At 71.5% G+C, this 17,687-nt stretch carries 16 protein-coding genes; 8 read left to right on the top strand and 8 right to left on the bottom strand.

The features are described 5' to 3' along the window. Positions 1-28: 28 nt before the first annotated feature. Together CCZ36_RS04190 and CCZ36_RS04185 are read right to left on the bottom strand one after the other, a co-directional pair. Positions 29-1,258, bottom strand: a complete 1,230-nt coding sequence (locus tag CCZ36_RS04190; protein ID WP_128817048.1) for a DUF349 domain-containing protein — start codon at positions 1,256-1,258, stop codon at positions 29-31. 213 nt (positions 1,259-1,471) lie between these two features. Then, positions 1,472-2,263, bottom strand: coding sequence for a peptidylprolyl isomerase (locus CCZ36_RS04185; protein WP_069737354.1), 792 nt, complete (start codon positions 2,261-2,263; stop codon positions 1,472-1,474). Between the two features lie 157 nt (positions 2,264-2,420). Between CCZ36_RS04185 and CCZ36_RS04180 the strand changes: the two genes are divergently transcribed. Further along, positions 2,421-3,110 (top strand): MBL fold metallo-hydrolase, encoded by a 690-nt coding sequence (locus tag CCZ36_RS04180; protein WP_128817047.1) that lies wholly within the window; start codon positions 2,421-2,423, stop codon positions 3,108-3,110. A 17-nt stretch (positions 3,111-3,127) separates the two neighbouring features. Beyond that, on the top strand, positions 3,128-4,390 hold the full coding sequence (gene hisS, locus CCZ36_RS04175; RefSeq protein ID WP_128817046.1) for a histidine--tRNA ligase: 1,263 nt from the start codon (positions 3,128-3,130) through the stop codon (positions 4,388-4,390). Between the two features lie 64 nt (positions 4,391-4,454). Here the strand turns inward: hisS and CCZ36_RS04170 are convergent, their stop codons facing one another. Genes CCZ36_RS04170 through CCZ36_RS04155 form a run of 4 tightly spaced genes read right to left on the bottom strand, consistent with a single transcriptional unit; the run spans position 4,455 to position 7,991 of the window. Continuing rightward, the gene (locus CCZ36_RS04170) at positions 4,455-5,075 is read right to left on the bottom strand and encodes a response regulator (RefSeq protein WP_069737351.1); all 621 of its coding nucleotides are present in this window, start codon (positions 5,073-5,075) and stop codon (positions 4,455-4,457) included. Next, the gene (locus CCZ36_RS04165) at positions 5,075-6,358 is read right to left on the bottom strand and encodes a sensor histidine kinase (RefSeq protein ID WP_069737350.1); all 1,284 of its coding nucleotides are present in this window, start codon (positions 6,356-6,358) and stop codon (positions 5,075-5,077) included. The genes CCZ36_RS04170 and CCZ36_RS04165 overlap by 1 nt, the downstream gene beginning before the upstream one ends. Beyond that, the gene (locus CCZ36_RS04160; protein ID WP_128817045.1) at positions 6,316-7,137 is read right to left on the bottom strand and encodes an ABC transporter permease; all 822 of its coding nucleotides are present in this window, start codon (positions 7,135-7,137) and stop codon (positions 6,316-6,318) included. Before CCZ36_RS04160 ends, CCZ36_RS04165 begins: the two co-directional genes overlap by 43 nt. Continuing rightward, positions 7,134-7,991 (bottom strand): ABC transporter ATP-binding protein, encoded by an 858-nt coding sequence (locus CCZ36_RS04155; RefSeq protein WP_069737348.1) that lies wholly within the window; start codon positions 7,989-7,991, stop codon positions 7,134-7,136. The genes CCZ36_RS04160 and CCZ36_RS04155 overlap by 4 nt, the downstream gene beginning before the upstream one ends. 136 nt (positions 7,992-8,127) lie before the next feature. Between CCZ36_RS04155 and CCZ36_RS04150 the strand changes: the two genes are divergently transcribed. Both CCZ36_RS04150 and CCZ36_RS04145 read left to right on the top strand, forming a co-directional pair. After that, complete coding sequence (locus CCZ36_RS04150; RefSeq protein WP_069744554.1) at positions 8,128-8,766, top strand: vitamin K epoxide reductase family protein; 639 nt, start codon at positions 8,128-8,130, stop codon at positions 8,764-8,766. 92 nt (positions 8,767-8,858) lie between these two features. Next, on the top strand, positions 8,859-10,229 hold the full coding sequence (locus CCZ36_RS04145; RefSeq protein WP_128817044.1) for a replication-associated recombination protein A: 1,371 nt from the start codon (positions 8,859-8,861) through the stop codon (positions 10,227-10,229). Positions 10,230-10,248: 19 nt separating this feature from the next. Here CCZ36_RS04145 and CCZ36_RS04140 read toward each other — a convergent pair whose 3' ends face one another. Continuing rightward, entirely contained in the window at positions 10,249-10,941 is a 693-nt protein-coding gene (locus CCZ36_RS04140) for a DUF2470 domain-containing protein (protein ID WP_128817043.1), read from the bottom strand. Between the two features lie 191 nt (positions 10,942-11,132). Between CCZ36_RS04140 and rpsD the strand changes: the two genes are divergently transcribed. After that, on the top strand, positions 11,133-11,747 hold the full coding sequence (gene rpsD / locus CCZ36_RS04135) for a 30S ribosomal protein S4 (protein WP_018524225.1): 615 nt from the start codon (positions 11,133-11,135) through the stop codon (positions 11,745-11,747). A gap of 17 nt (positions 11,748-11,764) precedes the next feature. On the opposite strand, the gene CCZ36_RS04130 is transcribed toward rpsD, so the two are convergent. Then, the gene (locus CCZ36_RS04130; protein WP_128817042.1) at positions 11,765-13,978 is read right to left on the bottom strand and encodes an ATP-binding protein; all 2,214 of its coding nucleotides are present in this window, start codon (positions 13,976-13,978) and stop codon (positions 11,765-11,767) included. 219 nt (positions 13,979-14,197) lie between these two features. On the opposite strand from CCZ36_RS04130, the gene CCZ36_RS04125 reads away from it, so the two are divergent. Genes CCZ36_RS04125 through alaS form a run of 3 tightly spaced genes read left to right on the top strand, consistent with a single transcriptional unit; the run spans position 14,198 to position 17,683 of the window. Continuing rightward, positions 14,198-14,659: a DUF948 domain-containing protein gene (locus CCZ36_RS04125; protein WP_069737343.1), complete on the top strand. Its 462-nt coding sequence runs from the start codon at positions 14,198-14,200 to the stop codon at positions 14,657-14,659. A 7-nt stretch (positions 14,660-14,666) separates the two neighbouring features. Continuing rightward, the gene (locus CCZ36_RS04120) at positions 14,667-15,014 is read left to right on the top strand and encodes a DUF6167 family protein (RefSeq protein ID WP_069737342.1); all 348 of its coding nucleotides are present in this window, start codon (positions 14,667-14,669) and stop codon (positions 15,012-15,014) included. Continuing rightward, entirely contained in the window at positions 15,014-17,683 is a 2,670-nt protein-coding gene (alaS, locus tag CCZ36_RS04115) for an alanine--tRNA ligase (protein ID WP_069737341.1), read from the top strand. The genes CCZ36_RS04120 and alaS overlap by 1 nt, the downstream gene beginning before the upstream one ends. Positions 17,684-17,687: the final 4 nt, after the last annotated feature.

Genomic DNA, 17,687 nt, shown 5'->3' with positions numbered 1-17,687 from the left:
ACCGGGGCCCTTCCCGTCAGCCGGCTGCTCAGCCGCCGAACTCCTCCAGGCCCTTCAGCGCCTGGTCCAGCAGCGCCTGGCGGCCCTCCAGCTCCTTGGCCAGCTTGTCCGCGCGGGCGTTGTTGCCCTGGGCGCGCGCGGTGTCGATCTGGCCGCGCAGCTTGTCCACGGCGGCCTGGAGCTGACCGGTCAGACCCTCGGCGCGGGCCCGCGCCTCCGGGTTCGTCCGGCGCCACTCGGACTCCTCGGACTCCAGGAGCGCCCGCTCCACCGCCTGCATCCGGCCCTCGACCTTCGGGCGGGCGTCACGCGGTACGTGACCGATGGCCTCCCAGCGCTCGTTGATGGACCGGAACGCGGCGCGGGCCGCCTTGAGGTCCTTCACCGGCACCAGCTTCTCGGCCTCGGCGGCGAGCTCCTCCTTGAGCTTGAGGTTCTCGCCCTGCTCGGCGTCCCGCTCCGCGAAGACCTCGCTCCGGGCGGCGAAGAAGACGTCCTGGGCGCCGCGGAAGCGGTTCCACAGGTCGTCCTCGGCCTCGCGCTGGGCGCGGCCCGCCGCCTTCCACTCGGTCATCAGATCGCGGTAGCGCGCAGCCGTGCCCGCCCAGTCCGTCGAACCGGACAGCGACTCGGCCTCGGTGACCAGCTTCTCCTTGGCTTTGCGGGCCTCCTCGCGCTGGGCGTCCAGCGCGGCGAAGTGGGCCTTGCGCCGCTTGGAGAACGCCGAGCGGGCGTGCGAGAAGCGGTGCCACAGCTCGTCGTCCGACTTGCGGTCGAGGCGGGGCAGCCCCTTCCAGGTGTCCACCAGCGCCCGCAGCCGCTCGCCGGCCGACCGCCACTGCTCGCTCCGCGCCAGCTCCTCGGCCTCGGCGACCAGCGCCTCCTTGGCCTGCTTGGCCTCGTCGGTCTGCTTGGCCTTCTGCGCCTTGCGCTCCTCGCGCCGCGCCTCGACCGTCGCCACGAGCGCGTCCAGCCGCTTGCGCAGCGCGTCCAGGTCGCCCACCGCGTGGTGCTCGTCGACCTGCTGCCGCAGATGGTCGATGGCCGTCGTCGCGTCCTTCGCCGACAGATCGGTGGTCTTCACCCGCCGTTCGAGGAGGCCGATCTCGACCACAATGCCGTCGTACTTGCGCTCGAAATAGGCCAGAGCCTCCTCGGGGGAACCGGCCTGCCACGATCCGACGACCTGCTCGCCCTCGGCTGTACGCACGTACACGGTGCCCGTCTCGTCGACGCGGCCCCACGGGTCGCTGCTCACAGCGCCTCCTCCACCTGATGCCTGCGAGGGGGTTCGCCCCCCGGGCATCGTCCACAGTTTCCTGGGGCGGGCATCGCCCGCCCTGCACAACGCCAATCTAGGCGACCGGCCGCCCGGCTGTCCGCACTCAGCGCGGCTGAAATTCTCCGCTCGGGCGGGTGAAGGGGCTCCGCCCGGGCGGAGCCCCTTCCCGGTGGTCGCCGTCCCGCGGGATCAGCTCTTCTCGACGGAGACCTTCTCGACCGTCACGGCCTTCTTCGGGGCGCCGTCGCCCGCACCGCCCTCGACCCCGGCCGCGCCGACCTTCTCGACCGCCTTCAGCGAGGCGTCGTCCATCGTGCCGAACGGCGTGTAGGTGGGCGGGAGCTTCGTCTCCTTGTAGACCAGGAAGAACTGGCTGCCGCCGGAGTCCGGCTGGCCGGTGTTGGCCATCGCCACCGTGCCCGGCGGGTAGACGACCGTACCGTCGTCGCCCGCCTTGCCGAGCGCGTCCAGGTTCTCGTCCGGGATGTTGTAGCCCGGACCGCCCGTGCCGTCGCCCTTGGGGTCGCCGCACTGGAGCACGAAGATGCCCTGGGTGGTCAGCCGGTGGCACTTGGTGTCGTTGAAGTACCCCTTGTCGGCGAGCGCCTTGAAGGAGTTCACCGTCTCCGGGGTCTTCGCCGCGTCCATCGAGAACGCGATGTCGCCCTGGCTCGTGTCGAGCGACATCGTGTACGTGGCCTTCTTGTCGATCTTCATCGGAGGCGTGGGAGCCTTGCTCTCGCTCTCCGAGGGCTCCGGAGTGGGGGTCTGGTCCGCCGCCGCCTCGCTCTTCTTGTCCTTGTCGTCGTCCTTGCCCGCCACGACGAACGCGCTCACGCCCACGACGGCGACCACGGCCACCGAGGCCGCGACGATCGCGGTGATGCGCCTCGTCCTGCGGCGGGCTTCCTCCCGGCGCTTCTGCTGGCGCTCGAACTTCTCCCGGGCGAGCTGCCGCCGCCGCTGTTCGCTGCTGGACACCGGTTGGGCTCCTTGTTACGTCGTGGATCGTCGGATGAGGGCCTGAGCTGCCCGTACCGTATATGGGTTACCTGTGTCATGAGGAGCGCCGGTAGGCTCTGATCCGCCGCACCCTTGTACTGCGGGCCGCATCCTCCGCCGAACATTAAGGACGATCGTGCTTATTGCCGGGTTCCCCGCCGGGGCCTGGGGGACCAATTGCTATCTGGTCGCCCCCGCCGCCGGTGAGGAGTGCGTGATCATCGACCCGGGCCACCAGGCCGCCCAGGGCGTCGAGGAAGCGCTGAAGAAGCATCGGCTCAAGCCCGTCGCCGTCGTTCTCACCCACGGCCACATCGACCACGTGGCCTCGGTCGTGCCCGTCTGCGGCGCCCACGACGTCCCCGCCTGGATCCACCCCGAGGACCGTTACATGATGAGCGACCCGGAGAAGGCGCTGGGCCGCTCCATCGGGATGCCGCTCATGGGCGAGCTGACCGTGGGGGAGCCGGACGATGTCAAGGAGCTGACCGACGGGTCGAAGCTGACCCTGGCCGGCCTGGAGTTCGGCGTCTCGCACGCGCCCGGCCATACCAAGGGGTCGGTGACGTTCGGGATGCCCGAGGCCGCGGACATTCCGCCGGTCTTCTTCTCGGGCGACCTGCTCTTCGCCGGCTCCGTCGGACGTACCGACCTGCCCGGCGGCGACCACGCCGAGCTGCTCGAGTCGCTGGCCCGTGTGTGCCTGCCGCTCGACGACTCGACCGTGGTGCTGTCCGGCCACGGCCCCCAGACGACCATCGGCCGCGAGCGCGCCACCAACCCGTATCTGAACGGTCTGGACGCGGCGCCGCGCCGAGGACTGTAGACGAGAGACGTATTCACGTGAGCACCTTTCAGGCCCCCAAGGGCACGTACGACCTGACCCCGCCCCGTTCCGCGACGTTCCTCGCGGTGCGCGAGGCCATCGCGGCCCCGCTGCGCGACTCCGGCTACGGCTACATCGAGACGCCCGGCTTCGAGAGCGTCGAGCTCTTCGCGCGCGGTGTCGGTGAGTCCACCGACATCGTCACCAAGGAGATGTACACCCTCACCACCAAGGGCGGCTCCCAGCTGGCCCTGCGTCCCGAGGGCACCGCGTCCGTGCTCCGGGCCGCCCTGGAGGCCAACCTCCACAAGGCGGGCAACCTCCCCGTCAAGCTCTGGTACTCCGGCTCGTACTACCGCTACGAGCGCCCGCAGGCGGGCCGCTACCGCCACTTCTCGCAGGTCGGCGCCGAGGCCATCGGCACCGAGGACCCGGTCCTGGACGCCGAGCTGATCATCCTCGCCGACCAGGCGTACCGCTCGCTGGGCCTGCGGCAGTTCCGCATCCTGCTGAACTCGCTGGGCGACAAGGAGTGCCGCCCGGTCTACCGCGAGGCGCTCCAGACCTTCCTGCGCGACCTCGACCTCGACGAGGAGACCCGCCGCCGCATCGAGATCAACCCGCTGCGCGTCCTGGACGACAAGCGGGCCGACGTACAGAAGCAGCTCACGGACGCCCCGAAGCTCCGCGACTACCTCTGCGACGCGTGCAAGGCGTACCACGAGGAGGTCCGGGCGCTCCTCACGGCCGCCGGCGTGGTCTTCGAGGACGACGAGAAGCTCGTCCGCGGTCTGGACTACTACACCCGCACCACCTTCGAGTTCGTCCACGACGGTCTCGGCGCCCAGTCCGCGGTGGGCGGCGGCGGCCGCTACGACGGCCTCTCCGAGATGATCGGGGGCCCCGAGCTGCCGTCCGTCGGCTGGGCGCTCGGCGTGGACCGCACGGTCCTCGCCCTGGAGGCCGAGGGCATCGAGCTCGACCTCCCGGCCACCACCAGCGTCTACGCCGTCCCGCTCGGCGAGGAGGCCCGCCGGGCGCTGTTCGGCGTCGTCACCGGGCTGCGCCGTGCGGGCATCGCCGCGGACTTCGCGTTCGGCGGCCGGGGCCTGAAGGGCGCGATGAAGAGCGCCAACCGCTCGGGTGCGCGCTACGCCCTGGTGGCGGGCGAGCGCGATCTCGCCGAGGGCGTCGTCCAGCTCAAGGACATGGAGTCCGGCGAGCAGAGCGCGGTGCCGCTGTCCGAGGTCGAGGCCGAGCTGGCGAAGCGCCTCGGCTGACCGAGCCGTGAACGGGGGCGCGGGCGGCAGGACCTCAGGTCCTGCCGCCCGCGCCCCTTCGCGTTCACAGCAGCCCGTGGCGCATCGCCCCCGTCACCGCGGCGGTCCGGTCGCTGACGCCCAGCTTGCCGAAGACCCGCAGCAGATGGGTCTTCACCGTCGACTCGCCGATGAACAGCCGCCGCCCGATCTCCGCGTTGGTGCACCCCTCCGCCACCAGCCGCAGCACCTGCGTCTCGCGCTCCGAGAGCCGGGGCACCTCCGGCGCTTCGCGCAACTGGTCCACCAGCCGGGTCGCCACCGTCGGGGCCAGCACCGTCTCGCCCCGGGCCGCGGCCCGGATCGCGTCCGCCAGCTCCGCCCGGCCCAGGTCCTTGAGCAGATAGCCGGACGCGCCGGCCTCCACCGCGCGCAGGATGTCGCTGTCGCTGTCGTACGTGGTCAGCACGACGACCCGGCACGGCAGCCCGGCCGCCCTGATCCGGCGGATCGACTCGACGCCCCCGCCGCCCGGCATTCGCAGGTCCATCAGCACGATGTCCGGCAGCAGCTCCGCGCAGAGCGCCTCGGCACGCGGACCGCTGGACGCCTCGGCCACCACGGTCAGGTCCGGCTCGGCGTCCAGCATCCCGCGCAGCCCCTCCCGTACGACGGGGTGGTCGTCGGCCAGCAGGACTCGGATCATCAGGAACTCCTTCCAGGCTGAGCGTCGCCCGTGGACGGGGCGGCCGGCGGCAGCGGCAGGGTCACGGTCACCGAGGTCCCGGCGCCCGGCTCACTGCGTACCGTCGCGCCGCCGCCCGCCTCCTCGGCCCTGGCCCGGACGCCGTCGAGACCGTAGCCCTCGCGCGGCGCCCGGGGGTCGAAGCCGCACCCCTCGTCCCGTACGGACAGGGTCAGGGCGTCGGAGGCGTACGCCAGCCCGAGGGCCACCGGTACGGACGGGCCCGCGTGTTTACGGGTGTTGGCGAGGGCCTCCTGACAGGCGCGCAGGACGACGACCTCGTACGCGGTCGGCAGCGGGCGGACGCCTCCGGTCACCGTCAGCACGGCCGGGGCGCCGGTCTGCGCGGTGTGCCGGTCGGTCAGCCGGTTCAGGGCGTCCACCAGCGAGTTGCCCGCCAGATCGGCCGGTGAACCGCCGGCCACCAGCGCCCGTGCCTCGGCGAGGTTCTCCCGCGCGGTCCGGGCCATCAGCGCGACATGCCGACGGGCCCGCGGCAGATCGTGCTCCAGCTCGGACTCGACGGCCTGCGCGAGCATCAGCAGGCTGGTGAAGCCCTGGGCCAGCGTGTCGTGGATCTCCCGAGACATCCGCTCCCGCTCCGCCAGCGCCCCGTGGGCCGTGGACAGCCGGGCGATCTCCTCGCGGCCCGCCTCCAACTCGGCGATCAGCGCGGCCCGCTCGCGGCTCTGGGCGATGATCCGCATCGTCCACCGGCCCAGGAACGCGCTGAACGCGAAGGTCGCCACCGCCAGCAGCAGCCGGAACGCGGCCTCGCCCGCCGTGGGATGCCACAGCAGCGTCCAGCCGACGAACGGCACCGCACCCATGCCGCCCAGCACCCACAGCGCGTCCCGCAGCCGCAACAGCATGAAGCACTGCGGGGCCAGCGCGAAGGTGACCAGCTGCGTCTCGCCGACCAGCATCGCGGTGGGCAGGAAGAGCAGCAGCGCTCCCACCACATAGCGGCGGGCCGGCCCCTCGGCCCCGCTGTCGTCCAGCATGGCCGGCCGGCCGACCAGGACGTACCACGGCAGATTCAGCGCCACGATCGCGGCCGCCGTCAGGCGGACCGGCCACGACGGCTCGGCCGCCCCCAGCACCACGGCGAGCGTGACCGCCCAGACGACGGCGAAATACCCGTCCCAGGGAGGCAGCGACCGGACCCAGACATCGGAGTCACGCGCCCCGCCCGTACCGGTCAGCCGTCGCGCCGGTTCTTCCAGCGAAACGTCAGCAGACACAGCAGCAACCCTCCGATGCACCACGCGCCCAGCACCAGGGCGACCCGTCCGAACTCCCAGCCGCCCGCCTGCTCCAGCACGGCGGCCGATTCGGGCAGGAAGACCCCGCGAAAGCCCTGGCACATCCACTTCAGCGGGAACAGGGCGCCGATGTTCAGCATCCAGTCCGGGAGCTGGCTCGCCGGGATGTAGACGCCGGAGACGAACTGGAGCACCAGGAACGGCAGGATGACCACCGAGCCCGCGCTCCGGCCCGACCCGGGCAGACTGCTGATCGCGATGCCGAGCAGCGCGCAGGCCGCCGTCCCGAGCAGGAAGATCCAGCCGAACGTCAGCCAGGTGGACACCTCCCCGGGCAGCTCAAGATCGTACAGTCTGACTCCGACCGTCAGCAGGACGGCCGCCTCCAGGGCCCCCGTGACCAGGACCAGCCACACCTTTCCCAGGAAGTAGGCGGCGGGCGGCATGGGTGTGGAGATCAGACGGCGCAGCAGCCGCTCGTCGCGCTCGATCGCGATGGAGATGCCGAGCGACTGGAAGCTGGTCGCCATGATGCCCGCCCCGAGCATCGCGGCCACATAGATCTGCGAGACGTGGACGCCGCCGTCCTCCACCTCACCGCCGAAGATCGAGGCCAGCAGCACCAGGAGGACGACGGGGAAGGCGAGCGAGAAGACGACCTGGTCGCGCAGGCGGAAGAACTGCTTCAGTTCCAGACCGCCGCGCAGCAGACCCAGGCGCCACGCACCGGGCAGGCCGGCGGCCTCCGGCGCGGTCATCGGTCGGCCTCCGACTGCCCGGTGAGCCGCAGATAGACGTCCTCCAGCGTGGGCCGGGTGACCAGCAGCCCCGGAACCTCTCCGCCGAACCGGCCGGCGAGCGCGGTGACCGTACGGGTCGGCGTCGCGGTCTCCTCGGAGCGAGGCGATCCGTCGGGCTCCGTCCACCGGACCGTGGCGCGGGTCCCGTACCGGGCCCGCAGCTCCCCGGGAGTCCCCTCGGCGACCGCGGCACCCGAGGCGACCACCACGAGCCGGTCGGCGAGTGCCTCGGCCTCCTCCAGATAGTGCGTGGTCAGGAGGATGGTGGTGCCGTCGTCCGCGAGCAGCCGGATCAGCTCCCAGAACTGCCGCCGGGCCGCCGGATCGAAACCGGTGGTCGGCTCGTCGAGCAGGAGGAGTTCGGGGGAGCCGACCACTCCGAGCGCCACGTCGAGGCGGCGGCGCTGACCGCCCGAGAGGGCCTTCGTCCGGGATCCCGCCTTCGCCGAGAGTCCGACCAGGGCGATGGTCTCGTCGGGGTCGCGCGGGCGGGGATAGTAGCGGGCGAAGTGCCGGACCGTCTCCCGCACCGTCAACTCGGCGGGAGCGGATTCATCCTGCCAGACGATCCCGACCCGGGACCGTTGACGGCGGTCGGCCGTCGCGGGGTCGACACCGAGGACTTCCACCTGGCCGCCGTCCCGGTCCCGCTGCCCCTGGAGCACTCCCACACAGGTGCTCTTCCCGGCACCGTTCGGGCCGAGCAGTCCGCACACCTCGCCGCGCCGGATGCCCAGGTCCAGGCCGTCCAGCGCGGTCACACCGCCGTATCGCTTGCGCAGTCCGCGCACGTTCACCACGAGTTCCGTCATGGGTCCGAGCCTTCCGTGCGGCCGACGATCCGCTGCCCACCGGACGTACACCTTTATGTCCATCGAACGGTGGACCGGTACGGGGGTGCGGCACAATGACCTTGCCCGGCTGACCACTCGGTGACGGAACGGCGATATGACGACAGCAGCGGTAGACCACGGCCTCTCCTCCGACCAGGACGAGGGCGGCCGCAAGCGCACCTTCGGGGCCGGACGCGGTCTGGCCCTGCTTCTGGTGATCACCGGCGCGGCCGGCCTGCTGGCCTCCTGGGTCATCACGATCGACAAGTTCAAGCTGCTGGAGGACCCCTCCTTCACCCCCGGATGCAGCCTCAACCCCGTCGTCGCGTGCGGCAACATCATGAAGAGCGAGCAGGCCTCGGCGTTCGGGTTCCCCAACCCGATGCTGGGCCTGGTCACGTACGGCATGGTCATCGCGATCGGGACGGGTCTGCTCGCCGGGGCCCGCTACCGCGGCTGGTTCTGGCTCGGGCTGAACGCCGGGACGCTGTTCGGGGTCGGCTTCTGCACCTGGCTCCAGTACCAGTCGCTGTACAACATCAACTCGCTCTGCCTGTGGTGCTGCCTGGCCTGGGTCGCCACCATCGTCATGTTCTGCTACGTGACCACGCACAACGTCAAGCACCGCATCCTCCCGGCCCCGGCCTGGCTGCGGAACGGGCTCACCGAGTTCCCGTGGGTGCTTCCGGTGATGTGGATCGGGATCATCGGCATGCTGATCCTGACCCGCTGGTGGGACTTCTGGACCAGCTGAGGCCACCGACGACTCCGGCTGTGTGCCGGCGGGCTGCTCCGCCGAAGACGCCCCCGGCGGCCCTGTCAGTGAGGTCGCTTAGGCTTCATGACGTGGAGCCCGACCTCTTTACCGCAGCCGCCGAAGACCGCCAGGAGAAGGACCCGTCCAGCAGCCCCCTCGCTGTCCGGATGCGTCCGCGCATCCTCGACGAGGTCGTCGGCCAGCAGCATCTGCTGAAGCCGGGCTCGCCCCTGCGCCGCCTCGTCGGCGACGGGGGGAGCGGCCCTGCGGGGGCGTCCTCCGTCATCCTGTGGGGCCCGCCCGGCACCGGTAAGACGACCCTGGCGTACGTGGTCAGCAAGGCCACCAACAAGCGTTTCGTGGAGCTCTCCGCGATCACCGCGGGCGTCAAGGAGGTCCGCGCCGTCATCGAGAGCGCGCGCCGCGCCTCCGGCGGCTTCGGCAAGGAGACCGTCCTCTTCCTGGACGAGATCCACCGCTTCTCCAAGGCCCAGCAGGACTCCCTGCTCCCCGCAGTGGAGAACCGCTGGGTCACGCTCATCGCCGCCACCACGGAGAATCCGTATTTCTCGGTCATCTCCCCGCTGCTCTCGCGCTCCCTGCTGCTCACCCTGGAGCCGCTGACCGACGACGACCTGCGCTCTCTGCTGCGCCGGGCGCTGACCGAGGAGCGGGGCCTCGGCGGGGCGGTCACCCTGCCCGAGGACGCCGAGGCGCATCTGCTGCGCATCGCGGGCGGCGACGCGCGCCGGGCGCTCACCGCGCTGGAGGCCGCGGCCGGAGCGGCCATCGCCACGCAGGAGGCGGAGATCACGCTGGAGACGGTCGAGGCGACCGTCGACCGCGCCGCCGTGAAGTACGACCGTGACGGCGACCAGCACTACGACGTGGCCAGCGCGCTCATCAAATCGATCCGCGGCTCCGACGTGGACGCCGCACTGCACTATCTGGCCCGGATGATCGAGGCGGGGGAGGACCCCCGGTTCATCGCCCGGCGGCTGATGATCTCGGCCAGCGAGGACATCGGGCTCGCGGACCCCACCGCGCTGCCGACGGCGGTGGCGGCAGCCCAGGCGGTCGCCATGATCGGCTTCCCGGAGGCGGCGCTCACCCTCAGCCACGCCACCATCGCGCTGGCGCTGGCCCCCAAGTCCAACGCGGCGACCCTAGCGATCTCCGCCGCGCAGGACGATGTGCGCAGAGGGCTCGCCGGACCCGTCCCGGCCAATCTGCGCGACGGCCACTACAAGGGCGCGGCCAAGCTCGGCCACGCCCAGGGCTATGTCTATCCGCACGACGTGCAGGGCGGCATCGCCGCCCAGCAGTATGCCCCGGACGCCGTCCGCGACCGTCAGTACTACACCCCCACCCGCTACGGCGCCGAGGCGCGGTACGCGGACGTCGTCGAGCGCGTCCGCGAGCGCCTCGGCCGCGCCGGCGAGGGCGGCGAGCGGGGATAGGGGTCATCCGCCGCCCGGTTCAGGACGCGGCCGCCTCGAAGAGGGTGCGCATGGCGCGGCGCAGTTCGGTGACGTCCCGCACGGGCTCGGGGAACTCGAAGCGGGCGTCGAAGCACGCGTCCCTGCTCTCGACGAACCGGACCCGCAGCCCGAAGCGGTCCAGCGCCACGGGCACGGCGTTCGGCCGGTTCGGCGCACCGCCCCGCTCGCCCAGCAGCCCGCACAGGGTGCGCATCTGCTCGTCGTGGGCGGAGGCCAGATGCTGGAGCAGCTCCGCCTCGTGGCGGACCAGCGGGTCGGGGGCCGCGTCCCGGAAGTCCTCCGGCTCGATGTCCTCGGCGCCCCAGAGGTCGTCCACGTACGCCTCGCCGAACTCCAGGCGCAGCATCATCCGGCCGGGCTCGGCGATGCCGGGTACGGAGGTGAGCCAGCCGGAGACCCAGGCGCGGCCCCGGATCCGGTGCGGTACGGAGACGGGAGCGACGTCCGTGATCTCCAGCACGGCGGTCAGCTCGTCGCCCCGGGCGTGCGTCGCGGCCCGTACCGCCGGGGAATCCGCGGCGAATTCGAGGAACACATCCCCTTCGGGTCCCACGCACCGGCTGTCCGGGACCAGGGGTTCGGCGTGGGCCGGATCGAGCCCCGGTACGACGAGCCGCGCGGAGCAGGTACTCTGTACGAGAGTTCGTGTGCGTTCGGCTGCTGACGGCATCCGAGTGTTTTCTGGCCCGCTGGGACGCGGCTGACCACGATCTGATCGGCCTTCCGTCGTAGCAGCATCCTCCTCTGAGGTGCTGCCGCTGTCTGTGTTGTCCGTGACGTGAGTGGTGTTCCCCGGGCAAGACATGCGATCTCCTTGAGTAAGGTGAGCCTAACCTAACCTACAACGGAGGTCTGGAGAACGTGCCTAACCAGTCGCGTCCCAAGGTCAAGAAGTCGCGTGCCCTCGGCATCGCCCTGACGCCCAAGGCTGTCAAGTACTTCGAAGCGCGTCCGTACCCGCCGGGCGAGCACGGCCGTGGCCGCAAGCAGAACTCGGACTACAAGGTCCGTCTGCTGGAGAAGCAGCGCCTGCGTGCGCAGTACGACATCAGCGAGCGCCAGATGGCGCGCGCCTACGACCGTGCCAAGAAGGCCGAGGGCAAGACGGGCGAGGCGCTCGTCGTCGAGCTCGAGCGCCGTCTCGACGCCCTGGTCCTGCGTTCGGGCATCGCCCGCACCATCTACCAGGCCCGTCAGATGGTCGTCCACGGCCACATCGAGGTCAACGGTGGCAAGGTCGACAAGCCGTCCTTCCGCGTGCGCCCGGACGACGTCGTCCAGGTCCGCGAGCGCAGCCGCTCCAAGGTCCCCTTCCAGGTGGCCCGCGAGGGTGGCTACGACACCGACGGTGAGACCCCGCGCTACCTCCAGGTGAACCTGAAGGCCCTGGCCTTCCGCCTGGACCGGGACCCGAACCGCAAGGAGATCCCGGTGATCTGCGACGAGCAGCTCGTCGTCGAGTACTACGCCCGCTGATCCAGGCGTAGCCGCTCTCACCAGCGCTCCGGCCCGCCCCTCCCTGTCATCCGGGAGGCGGCGGGCCTTCGCGTTCCCCCGGGTCCGCCCGGTGCCGGCACTCCGCCCGCGCCCGGCGCGTCCACCGGCGCACCCGGCCCGCCACCCGCCAGGGCCCGGTCGACCGCCGTGGCCGGATCCAGTCGCCTCCCCGCCCGCAGTCCCTCCTCGTACGCCGCGTTCCCCAGCTCCCGGCGCGCCTGCTCCTCGCACTCCACCCGCGGCCGCCCGTAGAACGCCGAGCCGAACAGCTGCAGCCCCACCGACGGCCAGATGCCCTCCGCCGCACCCTGGAGCACGGCGGCCTCCCCGGCGTCCCCCTCCACCGCCGTCACCAGCGCCAGCAGCTCCAGCGACAGCACCGTGCCCAGCAGGTCGTTGAACGTCCGGCCGATCGTCAGGCACTCGCCGAGCATCTGCCGCGCCCGGGCCGGCCGCCCCCGCCGCAGCGCCGCGTACGCCAGGACGTACAGCGCGTACGCCAGCGCCCACCGCTCCCCGTGGTCCTCGCAGACCTCGCGAACCTCGTCGCAGATCACCGCCGCCGCGTCCAGATCGCCGAGGAACGCCACCGCCATGGCCAGTTCCACCTGCGCCATCAGGACGTTGCTGTTCAACTCGCCGACCTCGCGGTACCGGCCGAGCGCCTCGCGCAGCAGGTCCTCGGCGCGCTCCATGTCGTCCGTCACGATCGCCAGACACCCCGTGCGGTGCACCGCGTACGCCAGCGCCGTCGCGTCCCCGCAGCGCTCGGCCTCCTCCCGGCACTCCTGGAGCGCCGAGATCGCGCCCACCGCGTCGCCCTGGAGCACCGCCACGTACCCCAGCACCCACAGCACCTTCAGCCGTGCGGCATCGTGCGGGGTCGGCTCCTCCAGGACGTGGTCCAGCCAGTGCCGCCCCTCGGACAGCCGCCCGCAGCCGGTCCAGTAGAACCACAGGGTGCCCGCCAGATGCTGCGCGAGATGCACCTCGTCGGGACTCTCCATCGAACATTCCATCGCCCGGCGAAGATTGGGCAGTTCGCTGTCGATCCGCGCCGCCACCTCCGCCTGGCGCGGACTGAACCAGTCCAGCTCGCACCAGGTCGCGAGCCCCAGGAACCAGTCCCGGTGCCGCCGCCGCAGCCGCTGGGCGTCCCCGGCCGCCGCCAGCCACTGCGCCCCGTACTCGCTGACCGTGTCCAGCAGCCGGTAGCGGGCCCCGGCTGGGCCGTCCTCGCGCTCCACCACCGACTGAGCGATCAGCTCGTCCAGCACGTCGAGCACCGAGTCGGCCGGCAGATCCGCCCCGCCGCAGATGTACTCGGCTGCCTCCAGGTCGAACTGCCCGGCGAAGACCGAGAGCCGCGCCCACAGCAGCCGCTGCTCAGGCGTGCACAGCTCATGGCTCCAGCCGATCGCCGTCCGCAGCGTCTGGTGGCGCGGCGGCGCACCGCGACGGCCGCCGGTGAGCAGCCGGAACCGGTCGTCGAGGCGCAGCAGCACCTGCTCCACCGAGAGGGCGCGCAGCCGCCCGGCCGCCAGCTCCAGGGCCAGCGGAATGCCGTCGAGGCGGTGGCAGAGCTCCAGCACGGCCGCCCGCTCGTCCGTGGCGGGCGCCCAGCCCGGCCGCACCCCGCGCGCCCGTTCGGTGAAGAGCTCCACCGCGTCCCCGTCGGACATCGGGGCGAGCGGATACGTCCGCTCCCCGTCCACCCGCAGCGGGCAGCGCCCCGCCGCGAGCACCTGGAGGCCCGGAGCCCGGCGCAGCAGATCGGTGACGAGGTCGGCGCAGGCGTCGACGAGATGCTCGAAGCCGTCGATCACCAGCAGCGTCCGGCGCTCGCGGAGGTGCTCGACGAGGACGGCGCGCGGCGGCCGGCTGGTGTGATCGGCCAGCCCCAGGGCGTCGATCAGCGCGTGTTCCAGCAGGTCGGCATCGCGGACGGTGGACAGCTCGGCCAGCAGAACGCCGTCGCAGTACCGTTTCTCCCGGAGCGCGGCGACCCGGATCACGCACCGGGTCTTGCCCACGCCCGCCACCCCGGCGACCGTGACGAGCCGGGACTCCTCCAGCAGCCCGCCCAGCTCGGCCAGTTCGCCCTCGCGGCCCACGAACCGGGTCAGTTCGGCCGGGAGGGTGCCGGGCACCGCCACGGGACGGGCGTCGGGATCATCGGGATTCGGGCGGGGGTCCTGCAGGCGTCGCATGAAACACGGAGCGTACTGGCTTGAAAGCTCTCCGTACAATCTCGCCGGACAACTCCCGCCCGGCCCGCGGGGAATGCGGTAGGGGAGGAGATGCGCGGCGCGATAGGCTCGTGGGACGACGATCGGGCGCGCGGGCGGCAGCCGGCGGCACCGACGGAGACAAGCCCCCACAGGGGCCGATCGACAAGCAGAGAGCGGTGCACAGTGTCCGGTGGAGAGGTGGCCGGGATCCTCGTGGCCGTCTTCTGGGCGATCCTGGTCTCGTTCCTCGCCGTGGTGCTGGCGAGGCTCGCCCAGACGCTCAGGGCGACCACCAAACTCGTCGCGGACGTGACCGAACAGGCCGTTCCGCTGCTGGCCGACGCCTCGGCGACGGTGCGCTCCGCGCAGAGCCAGCTGGACAAGGTCGACGCCATCGCGAGCGACGTCCAGGAGGTCACCTCCAACGCCTCCGCGCTCTCCACCACCGTCGCCTCCACCTTCGGCGGCCCCCTGGTCAAGGTCGCCGCCTTCGGCTACGGCGTACGGCAGGCGCTCGGCCGCCGCACGGCGCCCGAGCCCGAACCGGAAACGGCGCGGGGCCGTGGCTCCGCCCGCCGTACGGTGATCGTCGGTCGGACCGTACCCTCGGCGCGCGGACGCAGGAGCCGGCGCCGCAACGCCCGCGGACAGAAGGACTGATCGAGCGATGTTCCGCCGCACGTTCTGGTTCACCGCCGGCGCAGCCGCCGGTGTGTGGGCCACCACCAAGGTCAACCGCAAGCTCAAGCAGCTGACGCCCGAGAGCCTCGCGGCGCAGGCCGCGGACAAGGCGATCGAGACCGGTCACAAGCTCAAGGACTTCGCCCTCGACGTACGTGAGGGCATGGTCCGGCGCGAAGCCGAACTGGGCGGCGCCCTCGGCCTGGAGACCCCGGTCGACCAGGACCTTCCCGTACAGCGGCACTGGGCGGTCGAAGCGTCCGAACCCGCCGCGCGTCCGAACACGTACCGCAAGCTCCCCTACACATCGAACAACCGGAATGAGGACCACTGATGGAGTCGGCTGAAATTCGCCGCCGCTGGCTGAGCTTCTTCGAGGAGCGCGGTCACACTGCCGTGCCTTCGGCGTCGCTCATCGCGGACGACCCGACTCTGCTGCTGGTCCCCGCGGGCATGGTTCCCTTCAAGCCGTACTTCCTCGGAGAGGTCAAGCCGCCCGCCCCGCGCGTCACCAGCGTGCAGAAGTGCGTGCGTACGCCGGACATCGAAGAGGTCGGCAAGACCACCCGCCACGGCACCTTCTTCCAGATGTGCGGCAACTTCTCCTTCGGGGACTATTTCAAGGAAGGCGCCATCCAGCTCGCCTGGGAGGCGCTGACCAACTCCGTCGAGGACGGCGGCTACGGCCTCGATCCCGAGAAGCTCTGGATCACCGTCTACCTCGACGACGACGAGGCCGAAGCCATCTGGCGCGACAAGATCGGCGTCCCCGCCGAGCGCATCCAGCGCCTGGGCAAGAAGGACAACTTCTGGTCCATGGGCGTCCCCGGACCCTGCGGACCCTGCTCGGAGATCAACTACGACCGTGGCCCCGAGTTCGGCGTCGAGGGCGGCCCGGCCGTCAACGACGAGCGCTACGTGGAGATCTGGAACCTGGTCTTCATGCAGTACGAGCGCGGTGCCGGCGACGGCAAGGAGGACTTCCCGATCCTCGGGGACCTGCCGTCCAAGAACATCGACACCGGTCTCGGCCTGGAACGCCTGGCGATGATCCTCCAGGGCGTACAGAACATGTACGAGACCGACACCCTGCGCGTCGTCATGGACAAGGCCACCGAGCTGACCGGCGTCCGCTACGGCGCCGAGAACGGCACGGACGTCTCGCTCCGCGTCGTCGCCGACCACATCCGTACGTCGGTGATGCTCATCGGCGACGGCGTCACCCCCGGCAACGAGGGCCGCGGCTATGTGCTGCGCCGCATCATGCGCCGCGCCATCCGCAACATGCGCCTCCTGGGCGCCACCGGCACGGTCGTCAAGGACCTGATCGACGTCGTGATCGACACGATGGGGCAGCAGTACCCGGAGCTGATCACCGACCGCAAGCGCATCGAGACGGTCGCGCTCGCCGAGGAGGCCGCCTTCCTCAAGGCCCTCAAGGGCGGCACCAACATCCTGGAGACCGCGGTCACCGAGACCAAGGCCGCCGGCGGCAAGGTCCTCGCCGGCGACAAGGCGTTCCTGCTCCACGACACCTGGGGCTTCCCGATCGACCTCACCCTGGAGATGGCCGCCGAGCAGGGGCTCTCCGTGGACGAGGACGGCTTCCGCCGCCTCATGCAGGAGCAGCGCGACAAGGCCAAGGCCGACGCCCGCGCCAAGAAGACGGGGCACGCCGACCTCTCCGCCTACCGCGAGGTCGCCGACACCTCCGGCGCCACCGAGTTCACCGGCTACACCAGCGTGGCCGGCGAGTCCACCATCGTCGGCCTGCTGGTCGACGGGGTGCCCTCGCCCGCCGCCACCGAGGGCGACGAGGTCGAGGTCGTCCTCGACCGCACCCCCTTCTACGCCGAGGGCGGCGGCCAGCTCGCCGACACCGGCCGTATCCGGCTCGACACGGGTGCCGTGATCGAGATCCGCGACGTCCAGAAGCCGGTCCCCGGCGTCCACGTCCACAAGGGCGTCGTCCAGGTCGGCGAGGTGACGGTCGGAGCCCCGGTCTTCGCCTCCATCGACGCCACCCGCCGACGGGCCATCGCCCGCGCCCACAGTGCCACGCACCTCACGCACCAGGCGCTGCGCGACGCGCTCGGCCCGACGGCCGCCCAGGCCGGCTCCGAGAACTCCCCGGGCCGCTTCCGCTTCGACTTCGGTTCCCCCGCCGCCGTCCCCGGCACGGTCCTCACCGATGTGGAGCAGCGGATCAACGAGGTCCTCTCGCGGGAACTGGACGTCCAGGCCGAGGTCATGTCGATCGACGAGGCCAAGAAGCAGGGCGCCATCGCCGAGTTCGGCGAGAAGTACGGCGAGCGGGTCCGCGTCGTCACCATCGGCGACTTCTCCAAGGAGCTGTGCGGCGGCACTCACGTCCACAACACCGCCCAGCTCGGACTGGTGAAGCTGCTCGGCGAGTCCTCCATCGGCTCCGGCGTGCGCCGTATCGAGGCCCTCGTCGGCGTGGACGCGTACAACTTCCTGGCCAAGGAACACACGGTCGTCGCCCAGCTCCAGGAGCTGGTCAAGGGCCGTCCCGAGGAGCTTCCCGAGAAGATCGCGGGCATGCTCGGCAAGCTGAAGGACGCCGAGAAGGAGATCGAGAAGTACCGCGCGGAGAAGGTCCTCGCGGCCGCCGCCGGACTGGCCGACTCCGCCAAGGACGTCCGGGGCGTCGCCCTGGTCACCGGCCAGGTCCCCGACGGCACCTCCGCCGACGACCTGCGCAAGCTGGTCCTGGACGTGCGCGGCCGTATCCAGGGCGGCCGCCCGGCCGTCGTGGCCCTGTTCACCACGGCCAACGGCCGTCCGCTCACGGTGATCGCCACCAACGAGGCCGCCCGCGAGCGCGGTCTCAAGGCCGGTGACCTGGTGCGCACGGCCGCGAAGACCCTCGGCGGCGGTGGCGGCGGCAAGCCGGACGTCGCCCAGGGCGGCGGCACGAACCCGGCCGCCATCGGCGACGCCGTCGCCGCGGTCGAACGCCTCGTCACCGAGACGGCGTGACGAG

The organism is Streptomyces sp. S063 (assembly GCF_002832675.1).
GTDB lineage: Bacteria > Actinomycetota > Actinomycetes > Streptomycetales > Streptomycetaceae > Streptomyces > Streptomyces sindenensis.
Note: the sequence above shows the minus strand (reverse complement) of the source record. Positions and strands in the feature narration are given on the sequence as shown.